Below are 16928 nucleotides of genomic sequence, written 5' to 3' on the forward strand. Positions count from 1 at the left end.
CCGGGATCCATCTGTAGCGGCGGTCTCGGACCGCCCGTCTGTAGCGGCGGTCTCCAGACCGCCCGTTTGTAGCGGCGGTCTCAGACCGCCGAACGTTTGTATGCAAGGCGACGGTCTGAGACCGCCGCTACAGGTCCCGGCTACAAGCGAAACCTTCTTAATGCTGGTTGTAAATTTCCACCAGGCCTATGCCGGTGGTGTCGTTCAATCCACCCAGTAACACGGTGTAGAACCCGGGCGGCAGCGATGCCGCAATCGCCGATTCACGACTGTTGGACGGCGCCAAACCAGCCGCGGTGATCGCCGCGGCCTGCACCGGGTTGTCCTGCCAGTCGTCGTTCGTCAGGATCAGGGTTCCGTTTTCGTCGCGCAATTCCAGAGTCGGGTTAGCGAGCACCGCGCTGGTGGGGAAGAAGGTCGGCGCCAGGCTTGGCCCAATCCCGCGCACGATCACGCTGTCGAGCGTGGTCCCCTCGCCCAGCACCATGCCGGCGATAACGATGTTGTTGCCGGTGTCGACAAAGGCACGCGTACTAATGTTTTCCAAATTCGAGGCCGCGTCCGGACTGAGATCGTAAAGCTCGACCAGGCCAATGCCCGAAGTGTTATTTTTACCCCGCAATACCGCCGTGTAGGCGCCGGGCGCGAGCGTTGCGTCGATGGCTGATTCGAGATCATGGGTGGGAGCCAGTCCGGTGGCTTCGATCGCCATCGCCTGAGTGTCTCTCCAATTGTCGTTGATTACCGTGACGAACCCGCTCGGCCCGTGGAGCTCGAGAATCGGATCCGCCAGCACGTCCGTAAGATTGAAGCGGATCAGCGATGGCCCGATTCCCCGGACGATGATGTGCTTGGGCGCGGTTCCGGAAATAATGAACCCGCCGATCGCGACTTTGTCTCCCGCCTGAACTCGCATTCGCGTGGAGAGATTTTCCGGCCGGGTCACCGATGGGGTGGGCGTGGGTGTCGCCGTGGGGCTGGGCGTTGCTGTGGCCGTCGGCGCGGGAGTCGGTGTCGCCGTTGGCGCGGGTGTCGGAGTCGAAGTGGGAGCGGGCGTAGGCGTCGCCGTTGGTGCAGGTGTTGGAGTCGGAGTGGGAGCGGGCGTAGGCGTAGCCGTTGGTGCAGGTGTTGGAGTCGGAGTGGGAGCGGGCGTGGGTGTGGGTGTGGGCGTAGCCGTCGGAGCCGGCGTTGGTGTTGGTGTCGGCGTCGCCGTCGGGACGGGCGTAGGAGTCGGAGTTGGTGCTGTGACCACCACCGATTCGTTGGGATCATTGCACGAAGTAGCCGTCGCCACGTTGTTATCGTCTCCACTGTAAACAGCCACGAAACGATAGGTCCCCGGCTGGGCCGGTGTGAACGAACCGGACGGGTAGGATCCGTCCCCGCTCACGCTGACGATCGAGCTGAACGCTTCCGCACCGCCGCAGTTGGCATCGTCCGGACCATAGACAAGGAAAGTGATGGAGCCGGTCGCATTGGCTCCGCCGGTCAGCATGGCGGTGTCGGAAATATTGCCGCCGAGCGGCACGGATGGAGACGCCATCGTCGTCAACGTCGGGGCCGCGGAGACCACGATGGTGGACACGTCAGAATTGTTGTTTTCTTCGTTGTCGTCCGACGACGCAGAAACTGAAGCCCTGTTCGTGTAGACAGTGCCCGTTGGAGTTTTCGGGGGGATGTGACCGACCAGGGTAAAATTGCCGGTGGCTCCCGCGGCAAAGTTTGTGTTCGTGCAGGTGACGGTCCCCCCGGCGCCGGCCGGCGGCGTGGTGCAAGTCCATCCCGCTGGAGAGGTCAGCATTACAAAAGTCATGTTTCCAGGAAGCGTGTCGTCCAGTTCCGCGTCGGTGGCGGCGTCCGGTCCGCCATTAGATACCTGGATCGTGTAGGTCACATTCGAGTTTTGAAGAGCCTGTAGGTTACCAGTCTTCTTCACGCTGAGATCGGCGTGGGGGGTGGGGATGAGAGTTACGGCAGTCGCGGTATTGTTTTCTTCATTCGGATCTTCAGTCGCCGAGCTGACGGTCGCGACATTCGTGATGAAAGTTCCCGGCGCTGTCCCCGGATCAATGTTCACCACGAGAGTAAAAGTGTCGTCGCCCCCGGCAGAAAAGTCCTTGTTCGAACAGGTGACGCTCCCTGTTTCGCCAGGCATCGGGGTACTGCAGCCCCAGGCAATGGGGGAACTGAGCGAGACGAAGGTGGTATTGGCCGGTAGCTGGTCGAACAACTGGGGGGCGACGGCGGTGTTCGGACCGTTATTGATAAAGTGAATCGTATAACTGATGTTCGAACCTGCGGTCGCTGTCGCCGGCCCATCCTTGGTTACCGACAAATCCGCCTGCTGAGGATTGCCCGCTCGCAGGCCGGTGATCGAAAAGATGAGGATAAGAGCTGCAATGAGGGAAAAATGGGGTCGGGTTTTCATTTTGATTTTTAGCCGCAAATCGGCATGAAACCATCTGGCGATTCCCGGGATTGTCGAGGAGAAGTTCTCGCCCGTTGTAGCGGAGGCTGTCATCAGCCGCAGACTTTGCGCCCTCGTGCGCGTGGTGACACGCGCCTCTACACCTACGCCGTCAGGACGAGCGCACCGCAGCGCCAGCAGGTGAACCACTCCCAGCCTGGCTCCACGACGTTGGAGGTGCCGTCGTTCCAGCAGGTGTAGGTCATCCTCTTCGAGCGCGGCCCGGCCTCGGATTGAGGTCCGCCGTCTTTTGCACCCGGCCCCCCCGGTCTTTCTGGTTTCTTGCCTGTCGTGTCGCCCATAAATTTTTCCTTCCCTGGCCTCGCAGCTTGCCCTGCAAACCGCGAAGGCAAGGAAGCGCAGGGCATTGAACCCTGCTCTTCCGCTACCTAACCTAAATTGCTTAGGTGTAATTGAGCGCGCCGCAACGCCAGCACGTGAACCACTTCCAGCTTGGATCGATGTAGTTCCCGGCGCCGTCATTGAAGCATGTGTAAAGCAGCTGTCGCGAACGACCGCCCGCTTCACCGGCATCCGCGCCTTTTTCCGCTCCGCCGCCGCCCTGATCATCGGGTTTCTTACCAGCTTTTTCGTCAGCCATAACTAATTTACCTTTCTTTCTGTTGTTGTTTTCGACTCGCCATCACATCACTCGATGCAGCGGCAAATTTTCTGTTTTCTCTCGTGGCGCTTCAAGACCTTTTCGCCCCGCTTGTCGCACCAACTCTCTTAAGACTGATAGGCTCGCTCCTCTTGCAAATATTTTGATCCTCGGCTCAACCGGGCCGGGCTTTCCCGGACAGGCCCGCGCCCGACATTTGCGGCGGCGGCATCGAAGTGTGGGAATCGTCGCCCGCCGGTTTTGCGTCTTCCGCGTGATAAAGTTCCGCGAACAATCCTCCGCGTTGCAGGAGCTCCTGCGCTGTCCCCTGCTCGGAAATCTTCCCGTTATCCAGCACGACGAAGTAATCGCAAAACGGCATCAGCCACCGCAGATCGTGATCGACCACCATCACGGTGTGGCCCTTGAGCGCGTTCTTGATGATCTCGAGCATGGAAAATTTTTCGACGTTATCCATCCCGACCGTCGGCTCGTCGAGAAAGAGGATCGATGGATTGCGCAGCAGGCAACGCGTCAACGCGAGCAGCTTCTTCTGGCCGCCCGAAAGGCGCCGCGCCCCCGCGAATTCCTGGTCGAGCGGGTTTCCCTGCACGCCGGCCTGCAAAATCTTCCAGACGCCGGTCTTCTCGCAGATCGCGCGGATCTCTTCGTCCGTCGCGTTCATCTTCGCCATCTGCATGTTGGCCCGCAGCGTGTCGTAAAAGAACGCCGGGAACTGCGACATCATCGCGATGTGGTTATAGAGATTGTCGGACGCGTAATCGCCGACCGGTCGGCCGCCCAGGATGATCTGTCCCTGCTGCGGATCATAAAAGCGAAGCGCCAGCTTGAAGAACGTGGTCTTCCCCTGCCCCATTCGCGCCACAAACCCGGTAATTTTTCCGGGCGGAACCTCGAAGGTAATGTCGTCGAAGATCTTTCGGCCCGTGGGCGTGTAGGCGAACGTCACGTTCTTCGCCGCGAGGGTCGGTTGCACGTGCTCCACTTTCAGGGTGCCGGATTTTTCGTCGCGCCGGGCCCGAGATTCCATCATTTTATTGACTGTATCGATGGCCGGCCACGCATTTCCCGCCATCAAAATGTAAGCCGAAAGCCCCTGGATCGGCGTCATCAGCGATGGCGTGAGAAGAAAGATGGCCACGACGTTGCCCGCTGCCTTCGGATCGCCCGAGACGTAGGCAAAATAAACGCCGAACGCCAGCATCGCGACCTCGACGATCCAACTGGGCCCGCCGCTCACCAGGCTCATGTATTCCATCGTCACCGTACTCTTGAGGCGTGACACCAGGAGGGAATCGAGCTGCTTGTCGTATTTCTTCGTGAACATCGGCTCGGCTTCCATCGCCTGGATTTCCTCCGGCGATTGCATCGCTCCCGTCGCGAGGCTATTGAGCGCCACCATTTTTTCCTGAAGATCGCGCGAAACATCGCGCACCTTGTTCGCCATGCGCCCGGTCATCCACGGGGAGATGAACGCGAAGAGCGTGACCGCTACCGGAACCAGCCACGGCGGAATGGTCCAGCCGAAAAGGGTCGGCGCCGGATCCATGTTAAAGTTGTAAATCAGCAGGCCGACATTGAAGGCGAGCGTGATCCCCTGGAGGAACACGTCGAGGCCCACCTGCCGTAACGTCATCGTCGCTTCGACCGCAAACTGGTTCACGACCGCGTTCAGCTCGCCGGTTTCGTGTTTGTGATAAAACTCCGGCGACTGCCGCAATAACCGGCCGAAGAGCTGGCTCCGCAGCTTATTCGACATGGCCAGGTCGAGCTTCGTGGCCAGGGCGCGCAACGGGAGCCTGATGACCAGCGCGACCAAGGCGATGACCGACCACAGAATCACGAGGCGAATGGGGCTCGCCGGTTCCTCCGGCGGCGGCGGTGCGTGAGAAAGGGAATTCTGGGTCACGGGCGGGGGAACCGGAGCAGGCGCCGGAGCGTGCTCGGCGGTCTCGGGCCCACGAGCGGTGCCCCTGATTGCGTTGGTCACTTCGCCAACGAGCTGCGAGCTGTAAAGCGTCACCACATTCTGTCCCAGGGTGACGAGGGCATAGCCGATGACCAGCACCTTGAAGAAACTCATCAGGCGCCAGCCCATCTTGAAGATCATCCCCCAACGGACGTCGCTCAGTTGCGAACCGGAGCCGCCACGGCCGCGGGGTTTCCCGTCAGCTCCCGGCGGGGGCGCAATCCCGCGCAGTCCGGAGGATTCCGCCCCGGCATCCGAAGGCAGCATCGATTGAGAGGGTGGAGGCGTCGTCCCGGGGGACGATTGAGCGGCGGCCTGATTCGGCGGCGGTTTTCCCTGCATAAAATTGGTGGGGGCGGTATTGCTAACAGGGTTTCCTCGCGAAGCGCCAGAAAAATCTTTCGCGCCCCGTCCCACCTCTCTTGCTCCCGATCTCCCCTCGTTCCCAAACTCCGTTTGGGAACGCCATCGTCCCGGCAACTCTGTTGCCCGGTGGATCGGGCGCTACGCGCGCGATGGGAGCCCACGTCGCAGCTCTAACGCGAGTCCCTCCAATCGAGCGACGTAGCGCTCGATCCACCTTGCTGACGGTCAGAGACCGCCGCTACAGTTTCCATCGAGCCGCGAAACGCTCACCTCAATCCTCGTAGCAATCGAGATATTTAATCCCCGACCCGGTATTAAAGATAACCACCCGCTCCTCCGCCGAGATTTGCCCAACCGCCAGCAGCTTCCGCAACGCCACGAAACAGGCCGCCCCTTCCGGCGCAACGAACAATCCCTCCGCCGCCCCCACCTCCCGGGTCGCGCCGATCATCTCTTCATCCTCCACGGTGATCCCGCCGCCGTCCGACTTCCGCAAAATATCGAGCATGATGAAATCACCGACCGCTTTCGGCACGCGTAACCCCGACGCCAGCGTCTGCGCATTCGGAAACTCCGCCGCGAATTTCTCGCCCGCCTCGAACGCACGCACGATCGGCGCGCACCCGCTCGCCTGGACCGTGAACATTCGCGGCCGCTCCGGCCCGATCCAGTCCAGCGTTTCCATTTCATCGAATGCCTTCCACATCCCGATGAGTCCGGTGCCGCCGCCGGTCGGATAAAGAATCACGTCCGGCAGCGTCCAATCCATCTGCTCCGCCAGCTCGTAACCGAGCGTCTTTTTTCCCTCGACCCGATACGGCTCTTTCAACGTCGACATGTCGAACCAGCCTTCCGCCGTTTTTCGCTTCGCAATCTCCGCACCGCAATCGGTGATGAGTCCGTCGATGAGAACCACGTCCGCGCCCAGCTCACGGCATTCGATGATGTTCGCGCGCGGCGTGTCGCTCGGCATGAAGATGTACGCCTTCATTCCGGCTCGCGCCGCATACGCCGCCAGCGCGCCCCCTGCGTTCCCGGCCGACGGCACCGCCAGCTTGGTCGCGCCCAGATATTTCGCCATCGACACCGCGGTCGTCATCCCCCGCGCCTTGAAACTCTGCGTCGGGTTCTGGGCTTCGTCCTTCACCCAAAGATTCGCTACCCCGGCGCTTTTTCCGAATCGTGTCGCGCGTAGCAGCGGCGTCCCGCCCTCCCCGAGTGTCACCGGCTCCGCGTCCACCGGTAACGGCAGCATCTCCCGAAACCGCCAGAGCGATTTTTCACGCGCCGCGAGCTCCTCCTTCTTCAGCTTTTTCCCAACCGCCTCGAGGTCATAAACCGGAAACAGCGGCTTCTGACATTTCGGGCAGAGATTCTGAAGCGTCTTCCATTCGTAAGTCGCCCCACAATTCGTGCACTCCAGATGCATCAAAAACATGGATCACTTGTAGCGGCAGGCGTCTCGCCTGCAATGGTGGATCGTGCGCTACGCGCGCGATGGGAGACCGCTTCGCATTTTTACCGCGCGCCGTGAGTCTCTCCCATCGAGCGACGTAGCGCTCGATCCACCTTCGACGGTCTGAGACCGCCGCTACAGCCTCCCATCGAGCGGCATGCGCTCGATCTACCTTTCCCCTTTCCTACTTCTTCCTTCTTACTTCATACTTCGGTCAACAATGTCCGCATTGCCGCGGCGCCCCTGCTTCAGACTATCAACCGCGGATTACGCAGATTACACAGATTACTATTTAGTTCCCGATCCGTGAAATCCGCGACATCCGCGGTTCGATTCTTTCTGACTTCGACGTTGGATGTTGAGCGTTGGACGTTGGACGTTTGCCCCATCCCGTTTTCCTCCTTCCGCCTTCCGCCTTCCGCCTTCATACTCCGGCAGCGATGACCACCACCGCAACCACCCGCCGACCGTGGTACCGCCCCTCCCTCACCACCCAGATCTTCATCGGCCTCATCCTCGGCGGCCTGATCGGCTACTTCCGGCCCGACTGGGGGAACGCCGTCTACTTCCTCCGCGACATCTTCCTGAACCTCATCAAATCGATCATCGCCCCGCTGGTCATCTCCACCATCGTCGTCGGGATCGCCGGGGCCGGCGCGTTAAAGAAGGTCGGGCGAATGGGCCTGAAAGCGCTCATCTACTTCGAGATCGTCACCACCGCCGCGCTCTTCATCGGGCTCGCCGTCGTCAATCTCACCAGACCTGGGCTCGGCGTTACCCTCGCCACCAACAACACCGACATCATCAAGACCATCGGGCAAACCCATCCGAAAACGCTAGTTGAGACCGTCGTCCACGCCTTCCCCGCCAGCATCATCGAAGCGATGGCGCGGGGCGACGTTCTCCAGATCGTCGCGTTCGGCGTCCTCTTCGCGCTCGCCGTCTCCGCCGTGGGCGAGAAAGGCAAGCCGATCGTGCGCGCGATGGAGAGTCTCTCCCAGGTCATGTTCAAGTTCACCAACTACGTCATGATGTTCGCCCCCATCGGCGTCGGCGCCGCCATGGCCCACACCGTCGGCACCCAGGGCCTCGGCGTTCTCGTCAATCTCGGGAACCTGATCCTCTCCCTTTATCTCGCCCTCATCATTTTCATCGTCCTCGTGTTCGGCGCCGTCATCCTCGTGTTCCGCGTCCCGCTGAAACAATTCGTCCGCGCCGTGCGCGAACCTGCCGCGCTCGCCTTTGCCACCACTTCGAGCGAATCCGCCTTACCGAAAGCGATGCAACACATGGAACGCCTCGGCGTCCCCCGCCACATCGTCGGCTTCGTCATGCCGACCGGTTACAGCTTCAATCTCGACGGCTCCACGCTTTATCTCGCCATGGCCAGCGTGTTCGTCGCCCAGGCCGCCGAGACCACCATGGGCTTCCACATGCCCATCGGCGCCCAGCTCACCATGATCCTCACCTTGATGTTAACCAGCAAAGGCGTCGCCGCCGTCCCCCGCGCCTCGCTCGTTATTTTGTTAGCCACGTTGAACAGCTTTCTCCCCGCCGGCCTCGGCCCCATCGGCGTCGCCGTCATCTTCGGCGTCGACGAGTTAATGGACATGGGCCGGACCTGCGTGAACCTCATCGGCAATTGTTTAGCGACAGTCGTCGTCGCCCGCTGGGAAGGCGAGTTCGACGACCGGCGTGCCGCCGTTTTTGGGACTTCCAAGGAGATCGAACTCGACCTCAAGGAGGGCGAGGTCGCTTTCGCCGAAGCCGCTCGGCAGGGCGATTGAAATTTTCAATTGTAGGGCAGGCGCATCGCCTGCCATTTGGCGCGATGAGGCAACCGGAGCGGTCGGCCTACAAATCTCTGACTTCGACATTGGATGTTCGGCGTGGGGCGTTCGGCGTTTTCCCGATTCCTGCCACGCCGTAGCCTTGGTGAAGGAAGGTTGTCTTTCCGCCTCGTTTACGCGATCATCTTCTCGTGACGTTCACCGTCGAGACCGAGCAGGAAACCGATGGCCGCTGGATCGCCGAGATTGCCCAAATTCCCGGCGCCGTGGCTTACGGTTCGACTCGCGACGAGGCCATCGCTCGCGTTGAAGCACTCGGGCTCCGCGTGCTTGCCGAAGGCTGACGAGATTGACCAACTGACCGCTAGTCCTGACTCCATTCTATGTCTGCGCCGCAGAAACGCCGTAGTGTGCTCCAATTCATATTCGGCGATGACATCGGCGAGATGATTGGAGTAATACTCTATATAACCTTAATGCTTGTAGTTTTCATGGGCGGTCCGCAATTGCTCCTGCGCTGGAATTCTTCCTCAGCGAATGAAAGGAACAAGATATTGGAGCAGGTGCCTGGCGACACGCGCGCGGTCCTTGAAGAATTGGCGGTCGTCCAGAAAAAAACTCAAGGCCTCATCTCCAAGCTCCAAAGCGATATTCGTAATTCCGAAGATTTGCTCGGACAAAAAAAGAAAACATTGGAAGATCTTCAACACCAGATTGAACTCCTCAAGTTAACGCCCGAGCAGTTAGCCGTCATCGAGTCGTACAATCAGTCCGTAGCACATGATCCTGCTTTTATCGAATGGATCACACGCAAAAGCACGCGATACGAACTGACGGCTGCTTTCGTCGTATCGTTTATTTTTTATCGCTTAGGTGTGCGATCAGGAAAGAAGCACGGCTATCGTGGCTGATTCGTTACCAAACAACAGTAGTCGTAGCCGCATTCCCGACGCAATCCTTCTGGCCGGCGCATCAGCGGTTTCGTACGCTGTGGCTTACGCTTATCGATCTGGGTTCGCATCCTTTTATGACTTACCGCCCGTTCTGTCGACTCCAACAATCGGTTCAATACTCCAAGCCAGCGCGGCAGTTGGCGTAGCACTGCTTTTCTTTTGGCTTCTTCTAAACGGATTGTGGCTGTTCCTTCCTCGCCGCGATTCCGCGATTAAAAGAAGCATTCTTCGCCTGTTTCTGATTCTGGCAATCATCATCTTAACTTCGTATTCGCTCTTGAGCTCCTATAGATGGGGTTGGCTCCTGGTGCCTGGAGCATTGTGTCTTTACGGTTTCGCGGAATTCGTATTCCCGCTACTCACTCAGCGCGATGTCGAAGGTTACGAAAACAAGATCGCTGCACAAGAGAAGGTCGAAGCTGGAGTTACTGACCTTACAGATCACCTCGTCCGGAGGATTGGTAACAAGGTTTTCCTTCTTCTGTTCGCGGCTTATGTCCTGATAAATTTTGCACACTCTCTGGGCTACAGCGCCGCAGAATTTCGACAGGATTTCTTCGTCCTCGCCGATAGACCCGATTATGTCGTAGCGCTCATGGACGATGAGCTAGTGGTACTTGTCGAGTACGATCCTGCCCACCTAAGGCTGAAAAAGAAATACGACATCCGTCGCATGACATCGCAATCAAGACTGCTGCTTCAAAAGCGACACATAGGTAAACTCGAAGCGCCGCCGAAAGTAGATGAACCAGAAATCGACGAAATATGTCCAAAATGCATCTGATGTGGTGCGAGATGGGGAGGGCGAAAAGGGGTCGGTCCTAGAATCTCGGCAAAAGCATATCGCATGAATTGCAGCGATCGCATTTTGTTCTGGACGCTGCGTGGCCCGATCGCATAAAAAGCTGAAACCAACCCCAAAACCCCCACCCCCAAATGCCCCCTGTTTTCCCATCGCGCGAAAAATCTTTGCACGTCGGGCATGGTCGGATCGACCAGACAAAAAATTCAGTTTCCCGCACCGACAATAGGTAGAAAGCACCGAATATGGCATTACTGACCAAACCCGATCTGAAATTCCATCACTCATGGACCGCCGTCTTCACGAATTTTCTTCCCTCAGCGATCTGCTGGGCCGCGCTTGCCGGAATTACGATCACCGCCGCGCCTTTGTCACCAGAAGTTAAGAGGCTCGAGGAAGCTACAGTCAGGGCAAAAGATCCGCACCTACGAGTCCTAATCACACTTATGAAGGTCGGCCTAGTCCACGGTTCATCTAAAAAAGTCGGTAAATCGACCGTTGCCGAGGAAATCGCCCGAAATGAGAAATTTCTCGAAAACCTCGATGAGATCGATGTCCTCGCGTGCGCCCAAGAGTTTCAGAAAGCATGGAAGACTGTCTTGGACACACAACTCGCGAAGATTCGCTTTCTCCGCCGCTTGCCGAGCGACGAGTTTGAGGAAGTTTTGCTCATGCTCCAGAAACTCGAACAAGGAATTTCGCCAGACGTTACTCTAAAAGGAATGCAGGGCGAGTTTTACGAAGTGGATCGAAACGCTAGGAATGCTGGTCGAGATTTGGTTTTCGTAGCGCACAACCTGTGGCAAACGGATAAATGGAAATTGTCTGAAGCGGACCTAAAACTCTACAAAGAGGTAAATACCCTGGTTAAGCCAAGTAGCTAATCCCGGGTCACCAGCCGGGGGTCAGTCCTTTTTTCTTGCATTTGGCTGTTGGTCGTCGTCGATGATGACGATGCAGCCTGTTGTTGCGGAAGGATTGGCGTCCCGGAGCGAAGCAAGACTGCAAGAAAAAAGGACTGACCCCAGCCGGCCTCCGCTTGGTGAGTGTCTCAAAATCCTACCGGCTGACAGCAGACAGTTCATTAGGGCAAACTCCCCTTCGCGACGCAAACGCACTACAGCATGACGATCGCGATCAATGTTTCTCTCGTCTTGCTCGGTGCTGTCATCGCGGCAGTCACCGCTTTCGGGGAGACGCACTATCCTGGCTCGCGTCCGGCGCTGAGGCGTCTAAACGGTCGTGGTTGGACGATAGTGACTGCTGTTGTTCTCGCGCTCATACTCGGCGTCGCGAAAGAGTATCTGGCCGACTATGAGCAAAGCGAACAACACCGACTGCTCACCGAGCTTCTCGCCAGCCGCGAAGCTGATCACAACCTGCTTACGCGTGTGCTCTCCGATGGCCTTCAGCTCGCAAAGGGACCGCAAACGCATATCGACGCGGCGTTGTTAAAAGAGTATCAGGACTTGCTAGCGCAACGACAAACATTGCTGCGTGAAGCAGAATACGAGGCCGGCGGATATGGAACTTCGCGACGGGCGGGGGTTGGCCCGGCTTACAACAAGATTCAGCAACGTATTCACGACATTGACGAGCGAATAGCGAAAATCGTTCGTAAGATTGCCAGCGGTTGAATGGAACTCAAAAGGAACGCGTATCGCCGACTGGATCGCGACCCACCCGAAGCCGAACCTGGATCCCCCTTGATCGATTCGCGCGAATCTGTGAATTCGGCAATTGATCTTGTCTATCGAACCACTTTCAGGTTCCATAGCCGGCGTGCGTCCCCCAATCTTGATTATCGCCGTCAGTCTCTTTGCCGCAGATGTCGGAATGTCGGCGCCGCCGACTCCGGTGAAGGACGGACTCTCAACGAAGACGATTGTCCACCAGGTGGTGCCAGAATATCCCCCCGAAGCACGCCGTAGTCGAATAACCGGCTACGGGATTCTGTTTGGGCAAGTCGATGACAAGACTGGATTTGTTACGTCGGTTAGAATGGAGAAGAGCACCGGCAGCGCAATTTTAGACCAAGCCGCTCTCAACGCGTTTCGCCAGTGGCGTTTTAAGCCAGGAACCATTCGACAATTCCGAACGCCGATAATGTTCGAGGCGGGTGGCAGCCGTGAGCAGGCAATGGAAAGGATGCGTCGTCTACAAGCGGCAGATGCTCAGCGTAAAAAATGAAGACGAACATTATGTTGCGAACGGTTGGCGTTCTGACGGCTGTGGTTTTTCTTTTCGCTTCCGAAGTTAACGCGGCGAAAACGCCGAGTTCCGCCAGTAACAGCCAGTTCAAGTTTCCAAACCGAGTCGGATTCTTCGTTCGGAAGGGCGTGAGAGCGGACCAGGCGGGCGATCCGATAGCGACGTACTGGGCAGGATCGCTGGCGGTTGCCACGGTTTATTATTATCGGACTCGTGGACACACGCTCGAGCGCGAGTATTCGAGTTGCAAGGGTGAGGTGAAAATGGTTTCACCCAGCGCCCGGCTCGTATCAGATACGACCTTCACCGCCTCGGGACGAAACGGAAAACGCGCGATCTTCGACATTCGAACGGGGCCTCTGGCGTTAGCAGGGCCGGCGAAATCGCAGCTCATCATTTTTCCTGCGGGCGATCGCTTCCTGAAATTCCGCGTCACCTATCCGGTCGCTCACCGCGAAAGAGCGGAACAGGAGATCAACGTTTTCCTGCGCTCTTTTCCCCAGCCGGGCAGTTAGAGGGGACGGAAAGGGGTCAGAGTGGGATTGCCCTGATTTGACGGACAGTGGGCTTAGGGTCAAAAACCCGAGGAGTCCACATGAAAACACAGATCAGCAAACCGTCTCTCTGATGACCCGCGACGGCATTTTTTGCTGGACACACCTCGAAGCGATCGCATAAAACGCTGACACCACATACCCCCCGATCCCCCAAACGCCTCTTGTTTCCCATCGCGCGCAAAAGCTTTGTCCGTCGTGCCCGGCTTCATCGGCCGGTCAAGAAATTCAGTGGATTGCGCGGACAAGCTTCTTCGCGGGGGAGCGGACCGCGAAAACGAATTTTTCGTCTAAATCATCAGATAGTCAGCGGCATCATTCCTTATGAAAATCGTTAAGATCATTTTCGCGATATTGGCAGCGCTCTGGGCTCTCGCGCTTATCCCAAAGCTCATCGCTGGCCTTTTCCAAGGCGGCGGCGCATTCGCGTTCAGTCATCTCATGGGCACCATTTTCGGAATCCTGATCGCGTCTGCCATCAGTATCGCACTCTTCCGAAGCGCCTTCAGGCAGTAGGGGCCTGCAGAAACCTGCACGTTTTCCCCGGTCGCACTGCCGGCAAGCGGAGCGCTTGCCCTACAAATCTAGCCTTCAGGCAGTAGGGGCCTGCAGAAATCTGCGCGTTTTCCCCGGTCGCACTGCCGGCAAACGGCCTCCTTCGCTAAAGCTACGGCGTGCCAGGGAGCGCTTGCCCTGCAAATATCGCAAAGTCGCTTTCCCACTTGCGTCCATTCGCGTGATTAGCGGGTACCTTCTGTCGTCCCTGCCGGGACTTTGACCTCGTGGCGTGCGCTATTCCCAGCGCTAAAGCACTGGCTATTTTCATGCGAATCCAAACCTGGTAGATCGGGCGCTCCGCCGCGCGATCTCTTTCTTGCGGCTGCGCGACAGTCCATTCTAATCGAGCGACGGAGCGCCCGATCCACCTCTTGCCCCCTTCCCCATCCCGCGCCATCCGCGCCATCCGCGCCATCCGCGTGATCCGCGGTTCATCCCCGGTTGTTCGAGCATCGCCGTGCATTTTTGCGCTCGACACTAATTCGACTGATCGCATATAATGCTGAGCAATCCTCACCCCTAACCTCCGCACCCCTATGCCCCAAGCGATCTCCTTAGCTCACCGTGGGACCCCAAAAAGATGGGTCCTGGTCCTCTCACCAATTCTATTACTGACCCTTCTTTGTTGTTGTGGCGCGATCGCAAAGGCGCGCCGGGCGGACAAACGAGAAGTGAGTAAGGCAAATTCCATTGGATCCAACGCAGGACTCAGCAGCCAATGTTCTCATCAGGACCGCGACAGGGAAAAAGCCACGCAGATCCCCGATGAAGTTAGCGAAATCCGGAGCCGCTCCGGCGACGGGCCCGGAAGTGTATCCGCCAACGATTACCTGACTGCCGTGGCCGCAGTGCGTGCATTGCCGCCAAGCCCCCTTGGGCCAGGACGGGGATTCGTTTCCTCCCGCACGCCCTCGAACTGGAGCCTCGTCGCTCTGTCACCGATCGCGAATGATTGGAGTGGCGGAGCCAGCTCGCGCATTGACGCCATCGCGGTCGACCCAACCAATGCGGACGTTGTTTTCGCGGGAAGCGAGGGAGGAATCTCCAGATCCACGGACGGAGGCGCGCATTGGAATTACGTCTCCGACACCATTGATTCGCAATCGATCAAATCCCTCGTGGTGGACCCATATAATCCCTCCATCGTTTATGCCGGGACAGGAACCCGCGACATATATGGCACGGGAATCTATTGGTCGATCGATGGGGGCGCGACATGGTCGCTACGGAGCGAAATTGAGTTCTACGGCAAGACGGTCGCGAAGCTGGTCATCGATCCGGCCACGGCTGGCTCGACCACTTCGACAACCATGTACGCGAGTGTCATTAGCTACGTGAGCGCCTCGAACAACAGCCACAGCGTTTGGAAATCGACCAACAGCGGCCAGAGCTGGACGCAAATGAGGAGCGCGCCCGGTGTGCTTTATGGCGGCAACCATGAGCGTTTCTACGATATCGTGCTCGATCCCGATAATTCCTCCAGCCTGTTTGTCACCGCGCCTGACGGAGTATTTAAATACGCCTATAGCGGCGGCAGATTTGGCGGTTACGTGTGGACGAAGATCCACGATATCCCGAACGGGACCCTCCCGTCCTACCTGTCCTTCGCGCAATCCGTATTATACCTGGCCTACTCTGATGGGGACGCGGTCATCATCAAATCGACCAACAAAGGCGCCACCTGGAACGCTCCTCTGCCCTCGTCGGGAGCGGGGCTGAGCTGCTTTGGAGTGGACCCGGCGCATCCCGAGCGGATATTCGTGGGCAGCGCGCCGCTCCGATATACCCTGGATGGGGGCGCTCGCTGGCTCTCTCCCAGTACTGTCCACGTCGACCAGCATGCCATCGCCTTCTGTCCGACGAACGACCAGAGGAACTATCTGGGAAACGATGGGGGCCTCTACCGCGCCGATTACACCGGAGGCAGCTCCATAAGCTGGTCCCCGAAGAACGACAACCTTGTTGGTTCGCTGATGCGGGGAGTCTCCCTCAGCAGCGACGGCAGCATGGTCATGGGAAACCAGGACAACGGGACCCAGTTCCACGCGGCCACGACCCCCACCGCGACACCCACCCCGCTACCTTGGGCGATGCTACACGGTGGGGACGGGTACCAGCCGAAGATCGATCCGAACAACGGGAACAAGCTCTATTACCAGAACTTCTCTTATGGGGTCGCACACGTGTGCGATATTGACTTTCAAGCAGTGGTCCGGGTGGTGAATGGTGTTCAGACTGATATTACGCCAACCGCAGCGTGCGGTGAGAAACCGCAAGGCTTTTCCGCGTTGTTCATCACTCCCAGCGACGCGGCCCGCGTGCTTGTCGGATTCAAGAATGTTTACCGCAGCGCGGATTCGGGGGGCAGCTGGACGCGGATCGGCCCTAACGGGATCGATACCGATCCAGGCGGATCGGCTTTCGCTCTCGCCGAGGCGCCCAGCGATACCAATGTCATCTACGCCGTTTTTGATCGTTTGAGAGCTTTTGTAACTTCCAATGCGAACCTTGGGAGCGCGGCGACCTGGACCCAGGTGTTAAACGGCTATGAGGGGGTTGGGCTGATCTCCGGCATCACCGTTGATCCTACCGACCCGAACACGGCGTATATCGCTTCCGAGACCAATGTCTGGAAGACGGTCAATCGAGGCGCGCATTGGGATCCTGTCGCATATGCCAACCTGATCTATCGCGATGTTGTGGTTGATCCCGCTAACCACCTTCAGGTTTTCGCCGGTGGCACGGCCGGCGTTTACGCCAGCACAGATGGAGGCGCCCACTGGGGAACATACGCCGGAATACCGTTCGGTTTGGAGGTGACGTCGCTTTCCCTTAATGCCACGAGTCGCCGCCTGGCCGCGTCCACCTATGGGCGCGGCGTCTATGTGCTGGACCTCTCGCCGTAGGCGTCGTCCGCAAAATTTCGACGCTTCAATAGTTTGGCACGCGGGTGGATCGGGCGCTCCGCCGCGCGATCTCTTGTTGCGGCTTCACGACAATCGACGCTAATCGATCCCGCGATGGCGGGACTCGATCCACTTTTTCCCCCTCCCCCATCCGCGGTTAGTTAATCCGACGATCTCCCTTCGGCACTGCCATCACAGTCATCGCACCGCTTGCCGTAATCTGGCTCCGGCAAGCGGTGCGCTTTCCCTACAAATCCAGCCGGCCACTTTAGCT

General features: G+C 58.3%; 15 protein-coding genes. 10 read left to right on the plus strand and 5 right to left on the minus strand.

Translation table 11 applies throughout. From position 1 onward, the window contains the following. Positions 1–157: 157 nt before the first annotated feature. The 5 genes from VJU77_03105 to VJU77_03125 form a co-directional block, all read right to left on the minus strand. Complete coding sequence (locus VJU77_03105) at positions 158–2428, minus strand: DUF11 domain-containing protein (protein ID HKP02326.1); 2271 nt, start codon at positions 2426–2428, stop codon at positions 158–160. Between the two features lie 143 nt (positions 2429–2571). Then, positions 2572–2769, minus strand: coding sequence for a hypothetical protein (locus tag VJU77_03110; GenBank protein HKP02327.1), 198 nt, complete (start codon positions 2767–2769; stop codon positions 2572–2574). Between the two features lie 101 nt (positions 2770–2870). Then, positions 2871–3068, minus strand: coding sequence for a hypothetical protein (locus VJU77_03115; protein ID HKP02328.1), 198 nt, complete (start codon positions 3066–3068; stop codon positions 2871–2873). Between the two features lie 175 nt (positions 3069–3243). Beyond that, complete coding sequence (locus tag VJU77_03120; protein HKP02329.1) at positions 3244–5400, minus strand: ABC transporter ATP-binding protein; 2157 nt, start codon at positions 5398–5400, stop codon at positions 3244–3246. Positions 5401–5695: 295 nt separating this feature from the next. Beyond that, positions 5696–6862 (minus strand): threonine synthase, encoded by a 1167-nt coding sequence (locus VJU77_03125; protein ID HKP02330.1) that lies wholly within the window; start codon positions 6860–6862, stop codon positions 5696–5698. Between the two features lie 458 nt (positions 6863–7320). On the opposite strand from VJU77_03125, the gene VJU77_03130 reads away from it, so the two are divergent. The 10 genes from VJU77_03130 to VJU77_03175 all read left to right on the plus strand — a co-directional run bounded on the left by VJU77_03130 (position 7321) and on the right by VJU77_03175 (position 16654). Then, positions 7321–8667 (plus strand): cation:dicarboxylase symporter family transporter, encoded by a 1347-nt coding sequence (locus VJU77_03130; protein ID HKP02331.1) that lies wholly within the window; start codon positions 7321–7323, stop codon positions 8665–8667. Between the two features lie 194 nt (positions 8668–8861). Then, positions 8862–9014 carry a type II toxin-antitoxin system HicB family antitoxin gene (locus VJU77_03135; GenBank protein ID HKP02332.1) on the plus strand — a complete coding sequence of 51 codons (153 nt, stop codon included), beginning with the start codon at positions 8862–8864 and terminating at the stop codon, positions 9012–9014. A gap of 39 nt (positions 9015–9053) precedes the next feature. After that, positions 9054–9581 (plus strand): hypothetical protein, encoded by a 528-nt coding sequence (locus VJU77_03140; GenBank protein HKP02333.1) that lies wholly within the window; start codon positions 9054–9056, stop codon positions 9579–9581. Continuing rightward, entirely contained in the window at positions 9574–10407 is an 834-nt protein-coding gene (locus VJU77_03145) for a hypothetical protein (protein HKP02334.1), read from the plus strand. Before VJU77_03140 ends, VJU77_03145 begins: the two co-directional genes overlap by 8 nt. Positions 10408–10670: 263 nt before the next feature. Further along, positions 10671–11309: a hypothetical protein gene (locus VJU77_03150; GenBank protein HKP02335.1), complete on the plus strand. Its 639-nt coding sequence runs from the start codon at positions 10671–10673 to the stop codon at positions 11307–11309. Positions 11310–11549: 240 nt separating this feature from the next. After that, positions 11550–12062 carry a hypothetical protein gene (locus VJU77_03155; protein ID HKP02336.1) on the plus strand — a complete coding sequence of 171 codons (513 nt, stop codon included), beginning with the start codon at positions 11550–11552 and terminating at the stop codon, positions 12060–12062. Between the two features lie 103 nt (positions 12063–12165). Then, positions 12166–12615 carry an energy transducer TonB gene (locus VJU77_03160; GenBank protein ID HKP02337.1) on the plus strand — a complete coding sequence of 150 codons (450 nt, stop codon included), beginning with the start codon at positions 12166–12168 and terminating at the stop codon, positions 12613–12615. Further along, positions 12612–13151 carry a hypothetical protein gene (locus VJU77_03165; protein ID HKP02338.1) on the plus strand — a complete coding sequence of 180 codons (540 nt, stop codon included), beginning with the start codon at positions 12612–12614 and terminating at the stop codon, positions 13149–13151. The genes VJU77_03160 and VJU77_03165 overlap by 4 nt, the downstream gene beginning before the upstream one ends. Before the next feature lie 363 nt (positions 13152–13514). Next, positions 13515–13706, plus strand: a complete 192-nt coding sequence (locus VJU77_03170) for a hypothetical protein (protein ID HKP02339.1) — start codon at positions 13515–13517, stop codon at positions 13704–13706. Positions 13707–14587: 881 nt separating this feature from the next. After that, complete coding sequence (locus tag VJU77_03175; GenBank protein ID HKP02340.1) at positions 14588–16654, plus strand: hypothetical protein; 2067 nt, start codon at positions 14588–14590, stop codon at positions 16652–16654. The last annotated feature ends 274 nt before the right edge of the window (positions 16655–16928 follow it).

This window comes from Chthoniobacterales bacterium, from assembly GCA_035274845.1.
Taxonomy (GTDB): Bacteria; Verrucomicrobiota; Verrucomicrobiia; order Chthoniobacterales; family UBA10450; genus AV80.